The sequence below is a fragment of the Hymenobacter plasmatis genome (genome assembly GCF_020711255.1).
Classification (GTDB): domain Bacteria; phylum Bacteroidota; class Bacteroidia; order Cytophagales; family Hymenobacteraceae; genus Hymenobacter.
The window spans coordinates 1-15,027 of the sequence record NZ_JAJFAW010000043.1; the positions used below are offsets into that span (position 1 = coordinate 1).

The window sequence follows — 15,027 nt, forward strand, 5'->3', positions numbered from 1 at the left end:
CTCTGCGCCTGGCTCGTGGCGGCGGGCTACGGTGCTCGCTAGCCGGGCCTGGCCCAAGGGAAGTTTACGGAAACGGTAATAATCTTAAACCAATGTTGAGAAGTCCCCTACTCTAGTTGACTCGTCTACGCAAGAGCATGAGGGGCAATAGACGGGGGACCCGTCAGGGGACCCGTGGCTTCTTTCCCTTATATCAGGACCTATCAGGCTGGACACGAGCCTACACCTCAAACCGCCAAGAAGGCCAAAGAAGGCAGTTTTTGTCTGTTCTCATCTAGCCCAATAAGCAATTTCCGGGCCTTACACGACCACAGAAAAGGCCCTTTACGCTAGCGTGAAGGGCCTTTTGCTTTCCCGGGACACTCGTGGTGGACCCAAGATTTTTTGGGTTCAGACAAGGCCTAGCCAGAGCGCATCAGCCCACCCGGTTGAGATGCCTGCTTTACACTAATAGAACTCCCCTGCTATCTCAAGATTTGCCTCTTTTAAGGCCCGATTAAAGTGCCCTATTAGTAAGAGAAGAACTCGTCGACCACGCACATCATTAAAACTATCTAAGGAGCTTGGTGAAGCGTGTTCGAGAAACAGAGCCGTGGCCAACGATGATTAGGTGGACAAGAAGGGCGTTATTTCCTTCGAATACGTCAGCGTGAGCTGGTGCATGGCCCGGGTGCAGGCGACGTAGAGCATGCTCTTATCCACCTCCGTTTTATAAGTATGAGCGGAGGCAAAGGGCACGATGACCTCATCAAACTCCAGCCCCTTCGCCAAGTGGGCCGTGGTGATGACCACCCCCTCTTTGAAGGTCGTAGACTCTTCTGTGAGCAAATAAACGCCGGGGGCTTTCAGTGCCTCATGCGCCTGCCTGGCCTGCCGGAGGGTTTTGCAGATGATGCCCAGGGAATTGTTTCCCGAGCGCTGGAAGGTCGCAATCAGCTGCTGGATAGCCTTTAACTCCTCGTCTTTGTTGTCAAAGCGCGCTATTACGGGCTCCTGCCCGTGCCGTTCCAGTGGGATGATGTGAGGATTCGGCGTGATGCGCTGCGCAAACGCCGTAATCTCGACGGTGGAGCGATAGCTGCGGTAGAGCCGGACCACCTCGGCTTGCGGAAAGACGCGTTCGATTGCCTCGGCCGAGGAAGCGCTGTACGGATTCACCGTCTGGCTTACGTCGCCGAGGATGGTCTTCCGACAACCGAATACGCGGGACAACACGGCATATTGCACGGGGGTGTAATCCTGCATCTCGTCCACCAGCAGGTGCTTGACGTGCTCGTAGGCAGTGAGGCCTTCCAGCCGAATGCGCAGGTAGATGAAGGCGAAGACATCCGCGTATTCCAAGTGCATGCGGTGGTCGATTCGGAAGAGCCCGGGCTTCCCAATCCAGCGGTAAAAGTCCCGGTAAAGGTCCAGCACCTGGTGGAACTTGAACATGCGGGGAACAGCTTCCCCAATCGTGGCTTTCTCCTGCCCGGTCAGCTTGCGGCGGGTGGCGTCGCGCACGTAGGTCCGCACGTCCTCGGCCACCAGCGGCAGGCGTTTCAAGAGCGGCACCCGGTGGTAGGCCTTGAACCTTTCCAGCAGGAACGCCGCAGGAATGCGCAAGGGGCCCACCCGCAGCTCGGCCGCGGTGAAGTAGTGGTTTTCCACGTGCAGCAGGTACTGGTTGAGCTGGCTCAGAAACTCAAACGAGGACTTGAACCGAATGCGCTCAATAAACGCGGAGTCGTGGCTTTCCAGCAGCGCCGACACCTGTTCGAAGAAGGTCTGGAACGGGAACTGGTTGCCGAGCAAATCGGCCGCCAGCTCGTCCATGCCCAACTCGGGAATGTGTTCTTCGCCCAGCTCGGGCAAGACGTTGGAGATGTAGTCGGCGAAGACTTTATTGGGCGAGATAATGAGCAGGTCCTTGGCTGCAATGGTATCGCGGTAGCGGTACAAGAGGAACGCCAGGCGATGCAGGGCGATGGAGGTTTTGCCCGACCCGGCCACGCCCTGGATGACCATCACCGAAGCGGTTTCGTTGCGAATCACCGCGTTCTGGTCCCGTTGGATGGTCGCGACGATGTTCTTCATCTTGTCGTCGCTGGACTTGGCCAGTTCGCGCTGCAGCACGTCGTCGTGGATGTTCACGTCGTTTTCAATCAGGAACTCCATGCGCCCGTCCCGGATTTTGTATTGCCGCTTGAGGTCGATGGTGCCCTGCATCTCCCCCGAGGGAGTGGTGAAGGCAGCATCCCCCAGCTCAAAGTCGTAGAACATGGACGAGATGGGTGCCCGCCAATCGTAAATCAGGCCCTGGCGCTGCCGCTCGTCCGTAAACGAATGCACGCCGATGTACACCGGCATGGTGGCCTGGCCTTGGGGCGTGAAATCAATGCGGCCAAAGTAGGGGGATTGCGCCAGCTTGAGGAGCTTGCGTTTCCGGGCCACGGCGGCCTCGCCCGTAAAGGCCATGCGGTTAATCGATTGGCCGGCGGCTACCATGTCGGCGTCGTCCATGCCGGACTGGTGCTCGTGGATGTACTCCTTTTTCTGCCGGAGCTCGTCGGAAAACTGCTTGACGGCGTCGTCTCCCCGCCGGATGGCCAGCGCCAGTTTCTCCTTGATTACTTCCAGGTATTCTCTCTCTTCTTGCTCCGTTGCATTCATTCCCGTCAACTCTTGTAATTGGATAGCAAAGGTGCCCTCAAATTCCGGGCCGCCGGAGCGTTTGCGTTTTTTTCGAGCCGCTGGCACTTCCGGCAACCCGGCGGGGAGGGGGCGGTGTATTACAGTTTCCACGGCTCCTTAACAATTTACTCATGCGCCCTGCCGACACCCGCCACCGCGGCCCGCACCCGGCCGATGCCCAGTTGTTTGGGCCCCATTGGCTACCGGTGCTGCGGCGCGCCGTGGCGGAGCTGTCGTGGTTGCTCACGCGCGGGTACCCACGCGGCAGTACCATCAAGCTGGTGGGCGACCGCTACGCCCTGACCGAGCGCCAGCGCTGGGCCGTGGGCCGCGCCGCCTGTACCGACGAGCAGTACCGACGGCGCCTGGCCACGCAGCTGCCGCCCCCGGCCCTCCACGGCCGGGCCGTTTCCATCGATGGCTTCAACCTCATTATCCTGCTCGAAACGGCCCTGAGTGGCGGGGTGGTGCTACGGGGCCGCGACGGGGCCCTGCGCGACCTGGCGAGCATCCACGGCACCTACCGGGCGGTGCAGGAAACCGACCGGGCCATCCGGCTCACCGCCGCGGCACTGCTCCCGCTCGCGCCCGGCCCCGTGCGGTGGCTGCTCGACCAGCCCGTGTCCAACAGCGGCCGGCTCGCCTCCCGCCTCCGGGAGCTGGGGCCCGAGCTTGGGCTGCCCTGGACAGTGGAGGTCGTGATGAACCCCGACGTCGAGCTAAGCGAAACCCCAGATGTCGTCGTGACCGCCGACTCGGCCGTGCTCGACCGCACCGGAGCCTGGCTGAACCTGGGGGCGTTGGTGCTGGAGCGCGAGCCGCCCCGCTGGCTGCTCAACTTAGCCCCAGGCTGTCTGGGCTCAGAAGGTGTTGAGCCATTCTAAGCACCTGGTTGATTATGAGTCTCCCCTATTGTAGTTGACTCATTATCTCAAGCAGAAGAGGGGACAGACGAAGACTCGCCAGGGGACCTATGGCTCAATTCTCCTATATCAGGCCCTATCAGACTGAGCACTAGCCTGCCCTTCAAACCGCGAAGAAGGCATAAGGAAACGGTTCTCATTTAGCTCAATATGTAATTCCGGGCTTAACACGGCCACAAAAAAAGCCTCTAGCGTTGTGCTAGAGGCTTTTTTGTGTTTGGGATGCTGCTTACCGGGCCTTGAACCGCTGAATGGCCTGCCGGGTGAAATCGGACAGGACCAGCCGTCCGCTGATGGCGGCGCGCGCCACCAGGAGTTTGTCCCAGTGTTCGGTGCCTTCCCAGATGACGCGCTTGAGGTCGGTTAGGGCCTCGGGATTGTAGGCCGTGAGCTTGGTGGCGAATGCCTGCACGGCGGAGTCCAAGGCCTCTTCGGTGTCCAGCACTTCCTGGTACAGGCCCTGCTCTTTGGCCCACTGCGCCGAGCGAAATTCGGCCGCATCCAAGGCCAGCTGCGAGTAGGCCGACACGCCTATTTTTCGCTCCACGGCGGGCCCTACCACAAACGGGCCGATGCCGACCACCAACTCGCTTAGCTTCACCGAAGCCTGGGCGGTGGCAAAGCAATAGTCGGTGGCGGCGGCCACCCCTACCCCACCGCCAATGGCTTTGCCCTGCACGCGGCCAATGATGACTTTGGGGCAGGTGCGGCAGGCGTTAATCACTTGGGCAAAGCCGGAAAAGAACGCCAGCCCTTGTGTTTCGTTCTCAATGGCCACCAGCTCGTCGAAGCTGGCGCCGGCGCAGAAGGTTTTGTCGCCCTCGCTGCGCAGGATGATGACCTTGGTTTTGGCATCTTGCCCCACGGCCGCGATGGTCCGAGCCAGCTCGGTGAGCAGGGGCCCGGGCAGGGAGTTGTGTGCGGGATGAAAAAAGGAAATGGTGGCCACGCCCTCGGCGGTGGTCGATGCGGTGACCCGGCCAGCGGCGGGAGTATCTAATGTGGGCATACGGAGTTTCAGTGAATGGGACCAATAGAACGAGCGGTGCGGCTGCAAGCCGGCACGACCCGCTTTAATGGAAGAGCTATTCTTGGTTCTTTTTCTTGACCATCGTCATAATGGTGGCGACGGCCACGGTTTCCCCGGTTTGGTCGGTGACGGTGACGAGCCAGCGCACGATGCCTTTGGCTACGTCCGTTTCGTCGCGCTTTTCCTGGCCCACTTTCTCCTTCACCGTGAGCGTCACGCCGATGGTGGTGCCGGGGTAAACAGGCTTGGTAAAGCGGCACTCGTCCAGACCGTAATTCAGCAGCACGGGCCCTTTGCGCGGGTCCACGAACATGCCGGCGGCCTTGCTCAGAATGTAGTAGCCGTGGGCCACGCGCCCGGTGAAGAGCGTGCCTTCCAACGAAGTGGCGTCGACGTGGGCGTAGAAATTATCGCCCGACACCTGCGCGAAGTTGGTGATGTCGGCCTCCGTCACGGTGTGCTTGTGGGTGGTGTAGGTCTGGCCGATTTCCAGTTCCTCGAAGTAATGCTGGAAGGGGTGCTTGTCGTGCTCGATTTGCTTGGCACCGGTCTGGTATACCTCCGTGATGGCCGTAATCATGCTCGGCGAGCCCTGCAGGGCCACGCGCTGCATAAAATGCTCCACCCCGCGGATACCACCCATCTCCTGCCCGCCCCCGGCCCGCCCGGGGCCGCCGTGGATAAGCTGCGGCAGCGGCGAGCCGTGCCCGGTGCTTTCCTTGGCCATCTCGCCGTTCAGCACAAGGATGCGGCCGTGGTGAGTGGCGGCGCCCAGCACAAAGCCCTGCGCGGTGCGCGGGTCATTCGTAGCCAGCGAGCACACCAGCGAACCTTTGCCCATGTTGGCCAGGGTCACGGCCTCGTCGGTATCACGGTACGGCATAAGCGTAACCACCGGGCCAAAGGCTTCGATTTCGTGGCTGTCGAGGTGGCGAAAGGGCTCCTTATTCAGCAGCACAATGGGCGAGGTGAAGGCACCCTTGGCGTAGTCGGCGCCGCGCTCTTTGCCCAGCACTTCCACGTTTTCGAGGTCGCCGTACACGATGGGGGTGTGTTGGGCTAAGTGCCGCACCCGCTCGCGGAACACCTCGGCCTGCGCCCGGCCCGCCAGCGCACCCATGCGCACGCCCTCGGCCTGCGGGTGGCCCACGGTGGTTTGGGCCAGGGCTTTGCCTAGGGCAATCTGCACGTCTTCAAGCAGGCTCTCCGGCACAATGGCGCGGCGGATGGCGGTGCATTTCTGCCCGCATTTGGCCGTCATTTCCTTGCGTACTTCCTTAATAAACAAGTCGAATTCGGGTGTACCCGGCCGGGCATCCATTCCGAGCACGGCGGCATTGAGCGAGTCGGCTTCCATGGTGAAAGGCACGGCTTCCTCGATGATGCGCGGGTGGGCGCGCAGCTTACGCCCGGTGGCCGCCGAGCCGGTGAAGGTCACCACGTCCTGGTACGTGACGTGGTCCAGAATGCCCTGGCCGGAGCCTACCACCAGTTGCAACGCGCCTTCCGGCAGGATGCCGGAGGCAATGATTTCTCGAACCACGGCCTCGGTGAGGTAGGCCGAGGGCACGGCGGGCTTCACCACGGCGGGCATGCCGGCCAGCAGGTTCACGGCAATTTTCTCCAGCATGCCCCAGATGGGGAAGTTGTAGGCGTTGATGTGCACGGCCACGCCTTCGCGGGGCACCAGCAGGTGTTGGGCCATGAAGGTACCGCCCTTTGACAAGCCCACCGGCTCGCCCTCCACGTAAAACGGCTTGTCGGGAAACTTGCGGCGCAGCGAGGCGTTGGCAAACAGGTTGCCGATGCCGCCTTCAATGTCAATCCAGGAGTCGGCGCGCGTGGCGCCCGAACGGTAGCTCAACTCATAGAAAATCTCCTTCTTTTCCTGCAAGTGGAAGGCCAGTGCTTTAAGCATCCGGCCCCGCTCGTGGAAAGTCATTTTGCGCAGCTTGGGGTTGCCCACGCGGCGCCCATAATCCAGGATGGAGGCGAAGTCGAAACCTTCGGTATTGGCCAGGGCAATGACCTCGCCGGTGCTGGCGTCGAGCAGTTCCTGGGGGGCGCTGCCGCCGGGCGTCCAGCGGCCGAGGGTATAGTTTTCGAGAGTGGGAGTCATAATTGGTGGTGGGAATTTTAGTAAAGGTCCATCATGCCGAGCGCAGCCGAAGCATCTCTACCGCTTCGTTGACCTAGCATTGATTACTTCCAAGCCAGTGATGCTTCGGCTGCGCTCGGCATGACGGTCATGATTTGGCGTTGCAAGTTTGCACGCGTTCGATAATCACGGCGTAGCGCAGCTGCTGACACTGCCGTTCCGGGTGACGGTGGCCTCTTGTAAGGATAAGGGCAGCCCGCGCTTACTTTTAGCTCAGCAGGGAGCACCGCGGAAGCTAGCGTTTCGTTGCGACCCGGCCTCCCCACGATGGACTTTCACCGGCTTTCCCCTCAACTCTTTCGTCTCATGCATCACCCGCTGCTTTGGCTCCGTGTCGCCACTTTAATGACCCTGTCCTCCTGTTCTGTGAAATTGGCTGCGGTGGCCGACAAAACCCCGGAGCAAGTCCAGGCGGCCTACACCATCACCAAAGACGTTGCCTACGGGGCGGATAAAGCGCAAACATTCGACCTCTACCTGTCCGCCGAAGCCCCGAAACGGCACACCAAAAACTACACCATCGTGTTTCTGCACGGCGGGGGATATTACCTCAGCGACAAGGCCCAGGAAGAACGCTACATCCGGCCCTATTTGAAGAAAGGAGTCACCGTCGTCAACCTCAACTACCGGCTCAAACAGGGCATTCCCGTGGCCACGGAAGACCTAACGCTGGCCCTCAACTTCCTCCGGGCGCACCCCGACGCTTACCCCCTGAACCTCGACCGGGTCGTGCTCACGGGCTTTTCTGCGGGCGCCCACATTGGCAGCCTGGTGGCGGTGACTGCCAACGACCCCACGTACCCCCACCCGTTGGCGGCGGGCATTCGCATTGCCGGCGTGGTCAACTTCTCCGGCCCGGTGGGCGGACTCGACGTGGTGGAAACGGTATTCATGAACCATCCGGTGCCGGTAATGAAGGCCATTGGCCTGGCCCTGTTCCCCGAAACCATCGGCTACGCCCCGAAAGAAGTGACCCGGCAGTACGAACCCCTCACCTATTTCGACCCGCAGGACCCGCCATTTTTTATCTGGCACGGCGGGCAAGACGACCAGGTGCCACCCGTCACCTTTGAACGGTTTGTGGGCCTGCTCCAGCAAGACCAGCATAAAAACACCGTGCTGTTTGTGCCGGAAGGACACCACAGCCCTAACGCCAGCGAGCTGGAAGAGGCATACAAAAGGATATTCCAGTTTCTAGATAAGAAGTAGGGGCATGGGCTGTTTGTAGCACCGTTTTCACTGAACGAATACGAGCCACGGCTCTCCGCCTCCCCAACCGGTCCGGCCGGCTCGGCCGTTAGCCCCGCTCGGGCGCCGACTCCAGGCGCGGCGACACGAACAATATCGCGCCGAAGAGCACGGCTAAGAGGGCGTACCCGGCGGCCCCTACCCACACCCCGGCCGCGGCCGGGTTCCGGAGGGCGTAGTGGAGCAGCGTGAAGGCGCCCGCCAGGAAGTGCAGGACGTTGCCCACGGCCAAGGGGCGGGCGTAGATGCCACCCATGCGTACGCCTTTGGACATCCAATTCAGCAGGGCGAAGCCCAGATACAGGGCCCCGAGCAATTGCACCACAACCGGCGCCAGGCCACTCGCCGGGTAGCCAGCGTAGGCCAGCACTTCGTGCGGCGCAAATTGAAGGGCGAGGCCGCCGGCGGCCATGAGCGCTGCGCTGGCACCCAGCAAAAATTTGGTGTTCATCAGACCACGAAGGGGTTGAAAGGAGCAGGCAAAGAAAGCGAGCAAAGCCATAGCCCTGACTGGTCAGCCCGCAACGCAGCAGCACTTTCCCAACCCCTCCTGTTAGCAATCGGACCTTTCCCTTCCCACGCCCCTTAGGTGAGTTGCCCGAAGAAATAACGCCGCCTGGGTCACGGCGCGGCCCGCCGTTCGGGCCGTCGTCCCCGCCCTACTCTCGCCTTCCCGGCGCGGCCGGCCGTGCCGCGAGCCAATGGATGATGTTCAAGGCCAACTGCTGGTTGTCCGGATTCGCGTTCATGCCAAACTTGGTATGGTCGCGGGTTAGTTGCGCGCTCAGCATCGCCGCTTCCCCCAGCACCACGACCCGGCCCTGGCCCACCACCCGTGCCAGCCCCTGGGACCGGCCTTTTGCGGACTGTGGGTGGTCAAACGTCACGTTCACCCGTGTGTCGGGCCCGTCCCGGACGACCACGGGACGGGCCGTCAGGTCATAGGCCGCGTCGGACAAGTTCAAAAACGACACGCACGGGGCATCGCAACGCAGCGACTGCCCGGTGTAGGTGACGACTTGCGCCACCCCTTCGGTGAGCGCGCAGGCGGCCAGCAAATGATTGGCCCGGGAAAAGACCAGCTGGCTTTCATCGGTCGAGGACGGGTCGTGGTGCACGCTGTCTTGCACCAGGCCCTGCTGCATCTGCACCCCAAATTTGCGGGCCAGCCGGTCCACGGCGGCCCCCATCGGGTAATGGTCGGCAATCAAGAGCAACGCGCCGCCCTGGGTGACCCACGCAGCGATGGCCGCACATTCCGGTTCCGTAAAGGCGGGGGTGTCGTTCAAGTCGCCGGTTCCCCGGGCGTTGGCCACGACGTAGATGTCGCAGCCGGCCAGGGCCGGGCCGGTGATGGGGCCGTCGCTCACCGTGAGGGGGCAGCCGTCGTGTTCCAGCAAGGCGGCAAAGGGGCGGTAGGTTCCGCGCGTGGTGTGTCCGTTGTTGTGCCCTTCATCAAAGAGAATGCGCGGGGGATGGGCACCATAAGTCGGCTGCCGCACCGTGGCCGTAAACGTGGGGTCCGCCACCGCCAAGGGCTGTTCGCGGCACGTGGACAAGGTCCCGGCCAACAGGGGGAGCAACAGCAAGCGCTTCATCATCGGGGGTGGAGAAAGGCGGTGTAAGGGGGCGAGCACCGCCAATGACGGCTCATGGGCGAAACAGGGCGGGCCCCGCTCCCGTCAGGAAAGTCCGGCAAGTAGACCCCTGCCGCCGCTGCAGCAGCGGCCCAGATGCGATGAATCAATATACGCCCCTTTTACTTTTCGAACCGTTTTTCTGAACACCATATTGAGGGCAACAGAGCTGTGCAGCTACCGCTCCAAGGGCTTTTTTACCTTAACGCTATTCTTTTACCCCATGCCTCATGGTTTTTGCGTCCTCGGGTTTTATTTGCTGGATTCTCGATGACGCAGACGCCGATTATTCCGCCATTTGGGAATTAGTGTCCATATGCCAACAACGCCAACCGATGTTTCTAGCGGTGTGGCTCTACACCAGCAGGTACGCGAGGCGCTGAGGGCCTTATAGCAATACGACTTCGTTCGGTTAGGGCAGGCGGGCCAGCCACTGGTGGGCGGCGGCCAGGCCACGTTCCGAGATTTCGTGCCCTCCGGCAACGGCTTCGTAGTGCGGGGCAATGCCCAGAGTTTTGAGAAACGCCACCGCTTCGTCAGCATAAAACGCGGGTAGCTTGTCGTCGTGGTGGCCGTGGCTGATGAAAAACTGTACGTGCTGCACCTCAGCCGCTGGGGCGTGGTGCTGGCGCGTTTCCTCCAGCAGGCGCCCGCTGAAAGCCAGCACGCCGCGTACTTGCGCTGGGTGAGTCAGGGCCACGTCGTAGGCCATGATGGCGCCCTGGCTGAAGCCCAGCAGGTACACCTGGTCGGCAGAGATGCCGTAGCGGGCCGTCGCTTCCTCAATAAAGCGCAGCAGCAGTTGCTGCCCGGCTTGCTGCTGCGCGTGGTTGAAGACGGGCTTGCCCGATGAAAAATCAACCTGGTAGAAGCCGAAGCCGGCGGGGCCCAGCACCAGCGGGGCGCGCACCGACAGCACCAAGGTGCGCGCGTCGGCCAGTTGCTCGCCCACGGGCAGCAGGTTCAGCTCGTTGCCGCCCACGCCATGCAGGAGCAGCAACAGGCGCTGGGCGCCGGGATTCTGAGCTGGGTTTATGAGCCGGTAGGCCAGGGATAAATCGGTGAGCAGCGGGGGCTGCGTTGCAGTAGCTTGAATCATGGGAATAGTCAAGAGAATAGCGAGAAGAAGGAACAGCCACGGCTGGCCCCGAAAACAAATGCAGGCCGGGGCTACGCCTCCGCACGCAGCAACAGGCGAATGCCCCACGGGTCCGTTACCATCGGCCCTTCGGGAGTGGAGGCCGCTGGGTAGCCGGCCTGCTGCAGGCGCTGCGCGGCGGCGTCGCGGCTGCCGGCATCAGGCAGCCACAGCTCCCAATGGAGCAGGCGCGCATCCTCGTCGGTCGCGGCGGGCGAGCCGGCGGCCCACACGTTCAGGCCCAGGTGGTGGTGATAGCCACCCGCCGACACGAACAACGCGCCTGGCAGGCTCCAGGTCACAATGTCCAGGCCCAGCGCCTGGTGGTAGAAGGCCGCGGCCTCCGGCAGGCTACCGGTGTAGAAGTGCAGGTGGCCCATGGTGGTGCCCGCCGGCAGGCCCTGCCAGGGGGTGTTGCCGGCGGCCTGCAGCACGCCCGGCACGTCGAGCGGGTCGAGGGCTGATTGAATTTCGCCCTCGTCCGTTACGCGCCATTCGCTGCGGGGCCGGTCGCGGTACACTTCCACCGTGAAGCCGTCGGGGTCGGTGAGGTAGGTGGCTTCGCTGTAGAGGTGGTCGGAGGAACCCACATGCACGCCTTGTGCCTGGGCATGCCGCAGGAAGCGGCCGAGGTCGGCACGGGTGGGCAGCAGCACGGCGAAGTGGTAGATGCCCAGGCGGCCCCGCCGCGGCACTGGCCGCGCCCCCGGCTGCTCATACAGGGCCACTAGTACCTGGCCGCTGCCGGCCACACCGAGCTCGGCCCCGGCGGCCTGCCCATCGGCGGCCGGAACGCGGCGCAGCAGCTGGAATCCCAGCACGTCCTGGTAAAAGGCCAAGGACCGGCTGAGGTCGGCCACGGCCAGGTGCACCGTGCCAATGCGAATGGCAGCCGGCAGCTGCTGGGCGGGGTGCTGGCCGATGCGCTCAACCGGCAGCGAAGAATAAGGAAGTGAGGTCGTTTGCATGGTAAGGTCTAACGAAAAACTGCCTCATGATGTCGAGACATGCTTCTGGATAAATACGATGCAAAGGTCTGACCTGCCGGTACGCTCGCGCATTATCCTAGGATAAGAAAGCAGCTGCGGGCGAGCAGGTTACTAAGTACCCGGAGCCCGGGTGGGCACCCTCACCGGCCGAGCCGGGTTTGCCGGCGCACGCGGCTCAACGACTCGGGCGTAATGCCCAGGTAGGAGGCAATAAAATGCTGGGGCACGCGCTGGGCAATGCCGGGGTACTTGCGCAGAAAGTGCTGGTATTTTTCGCTGGCGGTTTGGCTCAACGAGGCGTTGACACGCTCCTGCAGGGCCACATAGCGGCTTTGCATCAACAGCCGGAAATACCGTTCGAACACGGGAAACCGCGTGTAGATGGTTTCCATGTCGGCCTGGGCCAGCAACAGCACCTGCGAGTCTTCTAGCGCATCGATGCTCATGCTGCTGGGCTGCTGGGTCAGCCAGCTGTAGATGTCCGAAATCCACCAGTCTTCCGGCGCAAACTGCAGGGTGTGCTCCTGGCCTTGCGCCGTGAGCGAGTAGCTGCGCAGGCAGCCCTGGGTCACGAAGGCCAGGTGCGTGCAGGGCTCGCCGGCTTGCAGCAGGAGCTGCCGTTTGCTCAGCGCCAGGGGGCGCAGGTAGCCCTGGAAGTCGGCAAAGTCGTCGTCGGACAAGGGCACGCGCGCCTGCAAGTGGGCTTTCAGGACAGAGTACGCAGCTGGTAACGCCATGCGTTGAAGGTACTGGAATCGGCGGGCTTGCCCTACGCTAAGCCGGCATCGTTAGCACGCTAGGCTACCTTGCCCAACAGTTGGGCTCGCCTGGGAAGGCGGCGAGGCAGCGCTTTAACGGCCTAACCGTATTCGAGCGGCAACTGTATGCCACTCCCTGCCTGACCGGCGCTATTGTTTACGTCCTGGCGCTTTCCTTCCATCTGGACCCGACCGTTAACTTTCTATTTTCGGCGGGCGTGGTAACGGGCTTTCGGTTGCTGGCCGTGAAGAAAGGCTGGTCGTTGCCGCCTATTCGGGTTTAGCCGGCTGCCTTCTTGAGCAGCTGTTCCACAACGAATTCTGCCACCGCATAGAAAACTTTGCATGCGAGTTGAGCTAAGGGGAAGCAACGAAAGCCCGGGCTTTCGCTAACGTACTTCACGGCAAAAGCAGGCGAATGATTAAGAGCCTGGCTTGTTGATGCCCAGGCTTTCCCGCGCATATTTCTCGGGCGACTCAATGACTTTGGTAATGAACGTGGCCAGGCTTTTCTGCGAAATCACGGAGCCGCGCTCGGCTTCGCCCTTGTGCGTGATTTCGTAGTCTACTTCGTCTTCGCCCGTAAACCAGGCGGGACGCAGAATGGTGTAGTCCAGGTTCGAGGTTTCCAGCACGTCGGCGGCCCCGCGGTAAGGCTTCAATACGGGCTTCAGCGGCTTCTCGTAGATGCCAATTGAGCTGATGAAGATGACCTTTTTGACCCCGGTTTCATTCATCGCCTTCACAATGTTTTGGGCCATGCGTTCCAGGTCGCCCGAGAGGTTGGCGTACACAATGTCCTGCCCCGCCACGGCGTCCTTCAGCTGGTTGTAGTTCAGCACGTCGCCTTCCACCACGCGGGCGTTGGCGGGCTGCTGACGCAGCCGGCCGGCGTTGCGCACAAACAGGGTGAGGTTGATATCTGGCTTGTTGTCCAGCAGCCCAATAACCTCTGTGGCGATGGAGCCGCTGGCCCCTAGCACAAGTACGTTTTTCATATTGCAGATGCGTTGTTTTAATGGAGCTACATTCGCTCTCCTAAGCCATTTGATAACCAACCCCTCATAAGTTTTTCGGTCAACAGCACTTCAGAAAAGCTATTTCCGCTAATTTTCAATCAAGAATAACATGAATCCTGCCGTTGATTTTTACTTCAATAAAGCCAAAAAGTGGCAGGAAGAACTAGAACATTTGAGGATGTTCATGCTCGACTGCGGGCTGACCGAAGAATTGAAATGGGGCGTTCCTTGCTACACGTTTCAGAAAAGCAACATCGCGCTAATTCATGCATTTAAGAACCACTGCGCGCTCATGTTTGTGAAAGGGGCCTTGCTAAAAGATACCAACGGCATCTTGGTTCAACAGACAGTGAATACGCAGGCGACGCGTCAGATTCGGTTCACCAATGTGCAGCAAATAGTGGAGCTGGAAACCGTTTTGAAAGCCTATATCCAGGAGGCCATTGCGGTGGAAAAGGCTGGTTTAAAAGTAAATTATCAGAAGCCTACTGAGCTCGATTTTCCTGAAGAATTTCAACAGAAAACAGCGGAAATTCCGGCCTTAAAAACGGCTTTCGCTGCCTTGACGCCGGGAAGGCAGAGAGCGTACATCCTTCATTTTTCCCAACCTAGGCAAGCCAAAACCCGGGAGGCCAGGATTGAAAAATGCCTGCCGAAAATCCTCAGTGGAAAGGGCTTGGATGACTAGCAGCTGCGAGTTGTAGCCCAGCGCCGAGTGGCCGCCAAGCCGGTACCATCACACGGCGCCAGGGCCTCCCCCACTAGTGATTTGGTGGTGAAGGGCCGTGCGCCTCGGCCGTCTCGGAGAAGCTGACGCCGCGCTTAACCCCTGCACCCTGTGACAGGACCTATCCGACAGGATAATACCCCGGAGCAGGCCTATAACAACCCCGAACTTTCCCCTAACCGGCTGGCAACAAATACCAACATTTGCTTTGAAATACAAAGCACTTTGACTTCCTTTGCATCGTTCTACTCGACCACCGCTTCTAGCTCGTTCGCCGGACGCCGACTGCTTTAGAGTTCCCCGACCCGCCGCGAACGATGTGCGTTGTAAATGCAGCAAAAACAATTTCAACTTTTTAGCCCAACAAACTCATGACTAACAACCTAACGCAAGCCAACACCACAACGGCAACCATAGCCGGCTGGGCATTTGGAATGGTGGTCTTTGCAATCGGCGTGGCAAACATCTTCTTGGTGAGCCCAATTCCTGGGGTTGTTTACCTCCTCTTTTCGCTAGTTTACTTCCCTCCGGCAAGTGCTTTTCTCAAGGAAAAGACCGGTTTCTCGATTCCGCCCGTCGTGAAAATTCTCTTGGGGATTTTCATCATCTGGTTCACCTTAGGCGTGAGCGACCTTGGAGACATGATTGACTAGGTGTATAGTCCCAAAGAGTGATGGTGTATTTTCCGGGCTGGAATTTCGCACGCACTTATGGGACAAGTACTCCA

At 60.6% G+C, this 15,027-nt stretch carries 13 protein-coding genes; 4 read left to right on the plus strand and 9 right to left on the minus strand.

Annotated features, from left to right (window positions below; genetic code table 11):
* Nucleotides 1-606: 606 nt before the first annotated feature.
* Nucleotides 607-2,652 (minus strand): HelD family protein, encoded by a 2,046-nt coding sequence (locus LJ738_RS20610; protein WP_227788243.1) that lies wholly within the window; start codon nt 2,650-2,652, stop codon nt 607-609.
* Between the two features lie 152 nt (nt 2,653-2,804).
* Here LJ738_RS20610 and LJ738_RS20615 point away from each other — a divergent pair, with 152 nt between their 5' ends.
* Nucleotides 2,805-3,557, plus strand: coding sequence for a DUF434 domain-containing protein (locus LJ738_RS20615; protein ID WP_227788244.1), 753 nt, complete (start codon nt 2,805-2,807; stop codon nt 3,555-3,557).
* Nucleotides 3,558-3,825: 268 nt separating this feature from the next.
* Here LJ738_RS20615 and LJ738_RS20620 read toward each other — a convergent pair whose 3' ends face one another.
* Together LJ738_RS20620 and paaZ are read right to left on the minus strand one after the other, a co-directional pair.
* A complete protein-coding gene (locus LJ738_RS20620; protein ID WP_227788245.1) occupies nt 3,826-4,605 on the minus strand; it encodes an enoyl-CoA hydratase/isomerase family protein in 780 nt (259 codons plus the stop codon).
* Nucleotides 4,606-4,681: 76 nt separating this feature from the next.
* Nucleotides 4,682-6,745, minus strand: a complete 2,064-nt coding sequence (gene paaZ / locus LJ738_RS20625) for a phenylacetic acid degradation bifunctional protein PaaZ (RefSeq protein ID WP_227788246.1) — start codon at nt 6,743-6,745, stop codon at nt 4,682-4,684.
* A 405-nt stretch (nt 6,746-7,150) separates the two neighbouring features.
* On the opposite strand from paaZ, the gene LJ738_RS20630 reads away from it, so the two are divergent.
* A complete protein-coding gene (locus LJ738_RS20630; protein ID WP_227788247.1) occupies nt 7,151-7,993 on the plus strand; it encodes an alpha/beta hydrolase in 843 nt (280 codons plus the stop codon).
* Nucleotides 7,994-8,081: 88 nt separating this feature from the next.
* On the opposite strand, the gene LJ738_RS20635 is transcribed toward LJ738_RS20630, so the two are convergent.
* The 6 genes from LJ738_RS20635 to LJ738_RS20660 form a co-directional block, all read right to left on the minus strand.
* Complete coding sequence (locus LJ738_RS20635) at nt 8,082-8,483, minus strand: hypothetical protein (RefSeq protein ID WP_227788248.1); 402 nt, start codon at nt 8,481-8,483, stop codon at nt 8,082-8,084.
* Between the two features lie 208 nt (nt 8,484-8,691).
* Complete coding sequence (locus LJ738_RS20640) at nt 8,692-9,633, minus strand: hypothetical protein (protein WP_227788249.1); 942 nt, start codon at nt 9,631-9,633, stop codon at nt 8,692-8,694.
* A 448-nt stretch (nt 9,634-10,081) separates the two neighbouring features.
* Complete coding sequence (locus tag LJ738_RS20645) at nt 10,082-10,768, minus strand: alpha/beta hydrolase (protein WP_227788250.1); 687 nt, start codon at nt 10,766-10,768, stop codon at nt 10,082-10,084.
* Nucleotides 10,769-10,839: 71 nt separating this feature from the next.
* Nucleotides 10,840-11,775 (minus strand): VOC family protein, encoded by a 936-nt coding sequence (locus LJ738_RS20650; RefSeq protein WP_227788251.1) that lies wholly within the window; start codon nt 11,773-11,775, stop codon nt 10,840-10,842.
* A gap of 161 nt (nt 11,776-11,936) precedes the next feature.
* Nucleotides 11,937-12,533: a Crp/Fnr family transcriptional regulator gene (locus LJ738_RS20655; protein WP_227788252.1), complete on the minus strand. Its 597-nt coding sequence runs from the start codon at nt 12,531-12,533 to the stop codon at nt 11,937-11,939.
* A gap of 443 nt (nt 12,534-12,976) precedes the next feature.
* Entirely contained in the window at nt 12,977-13,552 is a 576-nt protein-coding gene (locus tag LJ738_RS20660) for an NAD(P)H-binding protein (protein WP_227788253.1), read from the minus strand.
* Between the two features lie 130 nt (nt 13,553-13,682).
* On the opposite strand from LJ738_RS20660, the gene LJ738_RS20665 reads away from it, so the two are divergent.
* Both LJ738_RS20665 and LJ738_RS20670 read left to right on the plus strand, forming a co-directional pair.
* Nucleotides 13,683-14,261, plus strand: a complete 579-nt coding sequence (locus tag LJ738_RS20665; RefSeq protein WP_227788254.1) for a YdeI/OmpD-associated family protein — start codon at nt 13,683-13,685, stop codon at nt 14,259-14,261.
* Nucleotides 14,262-14,671: 410 nt separating this feature from the next.
* On the plus strand, nt 14,672-14,953 hold the full coding sequence (locus LJ738_RS20670) for a hypothetical protein (protein WP_227788255.1): 282 nt from the start codon (nt 14,672-14,674) through the stop codon (nt 14,951-14,953).
* The last annotated feature ends 74 nt before the right edge of the window (nt 14,954-15,027 follow it).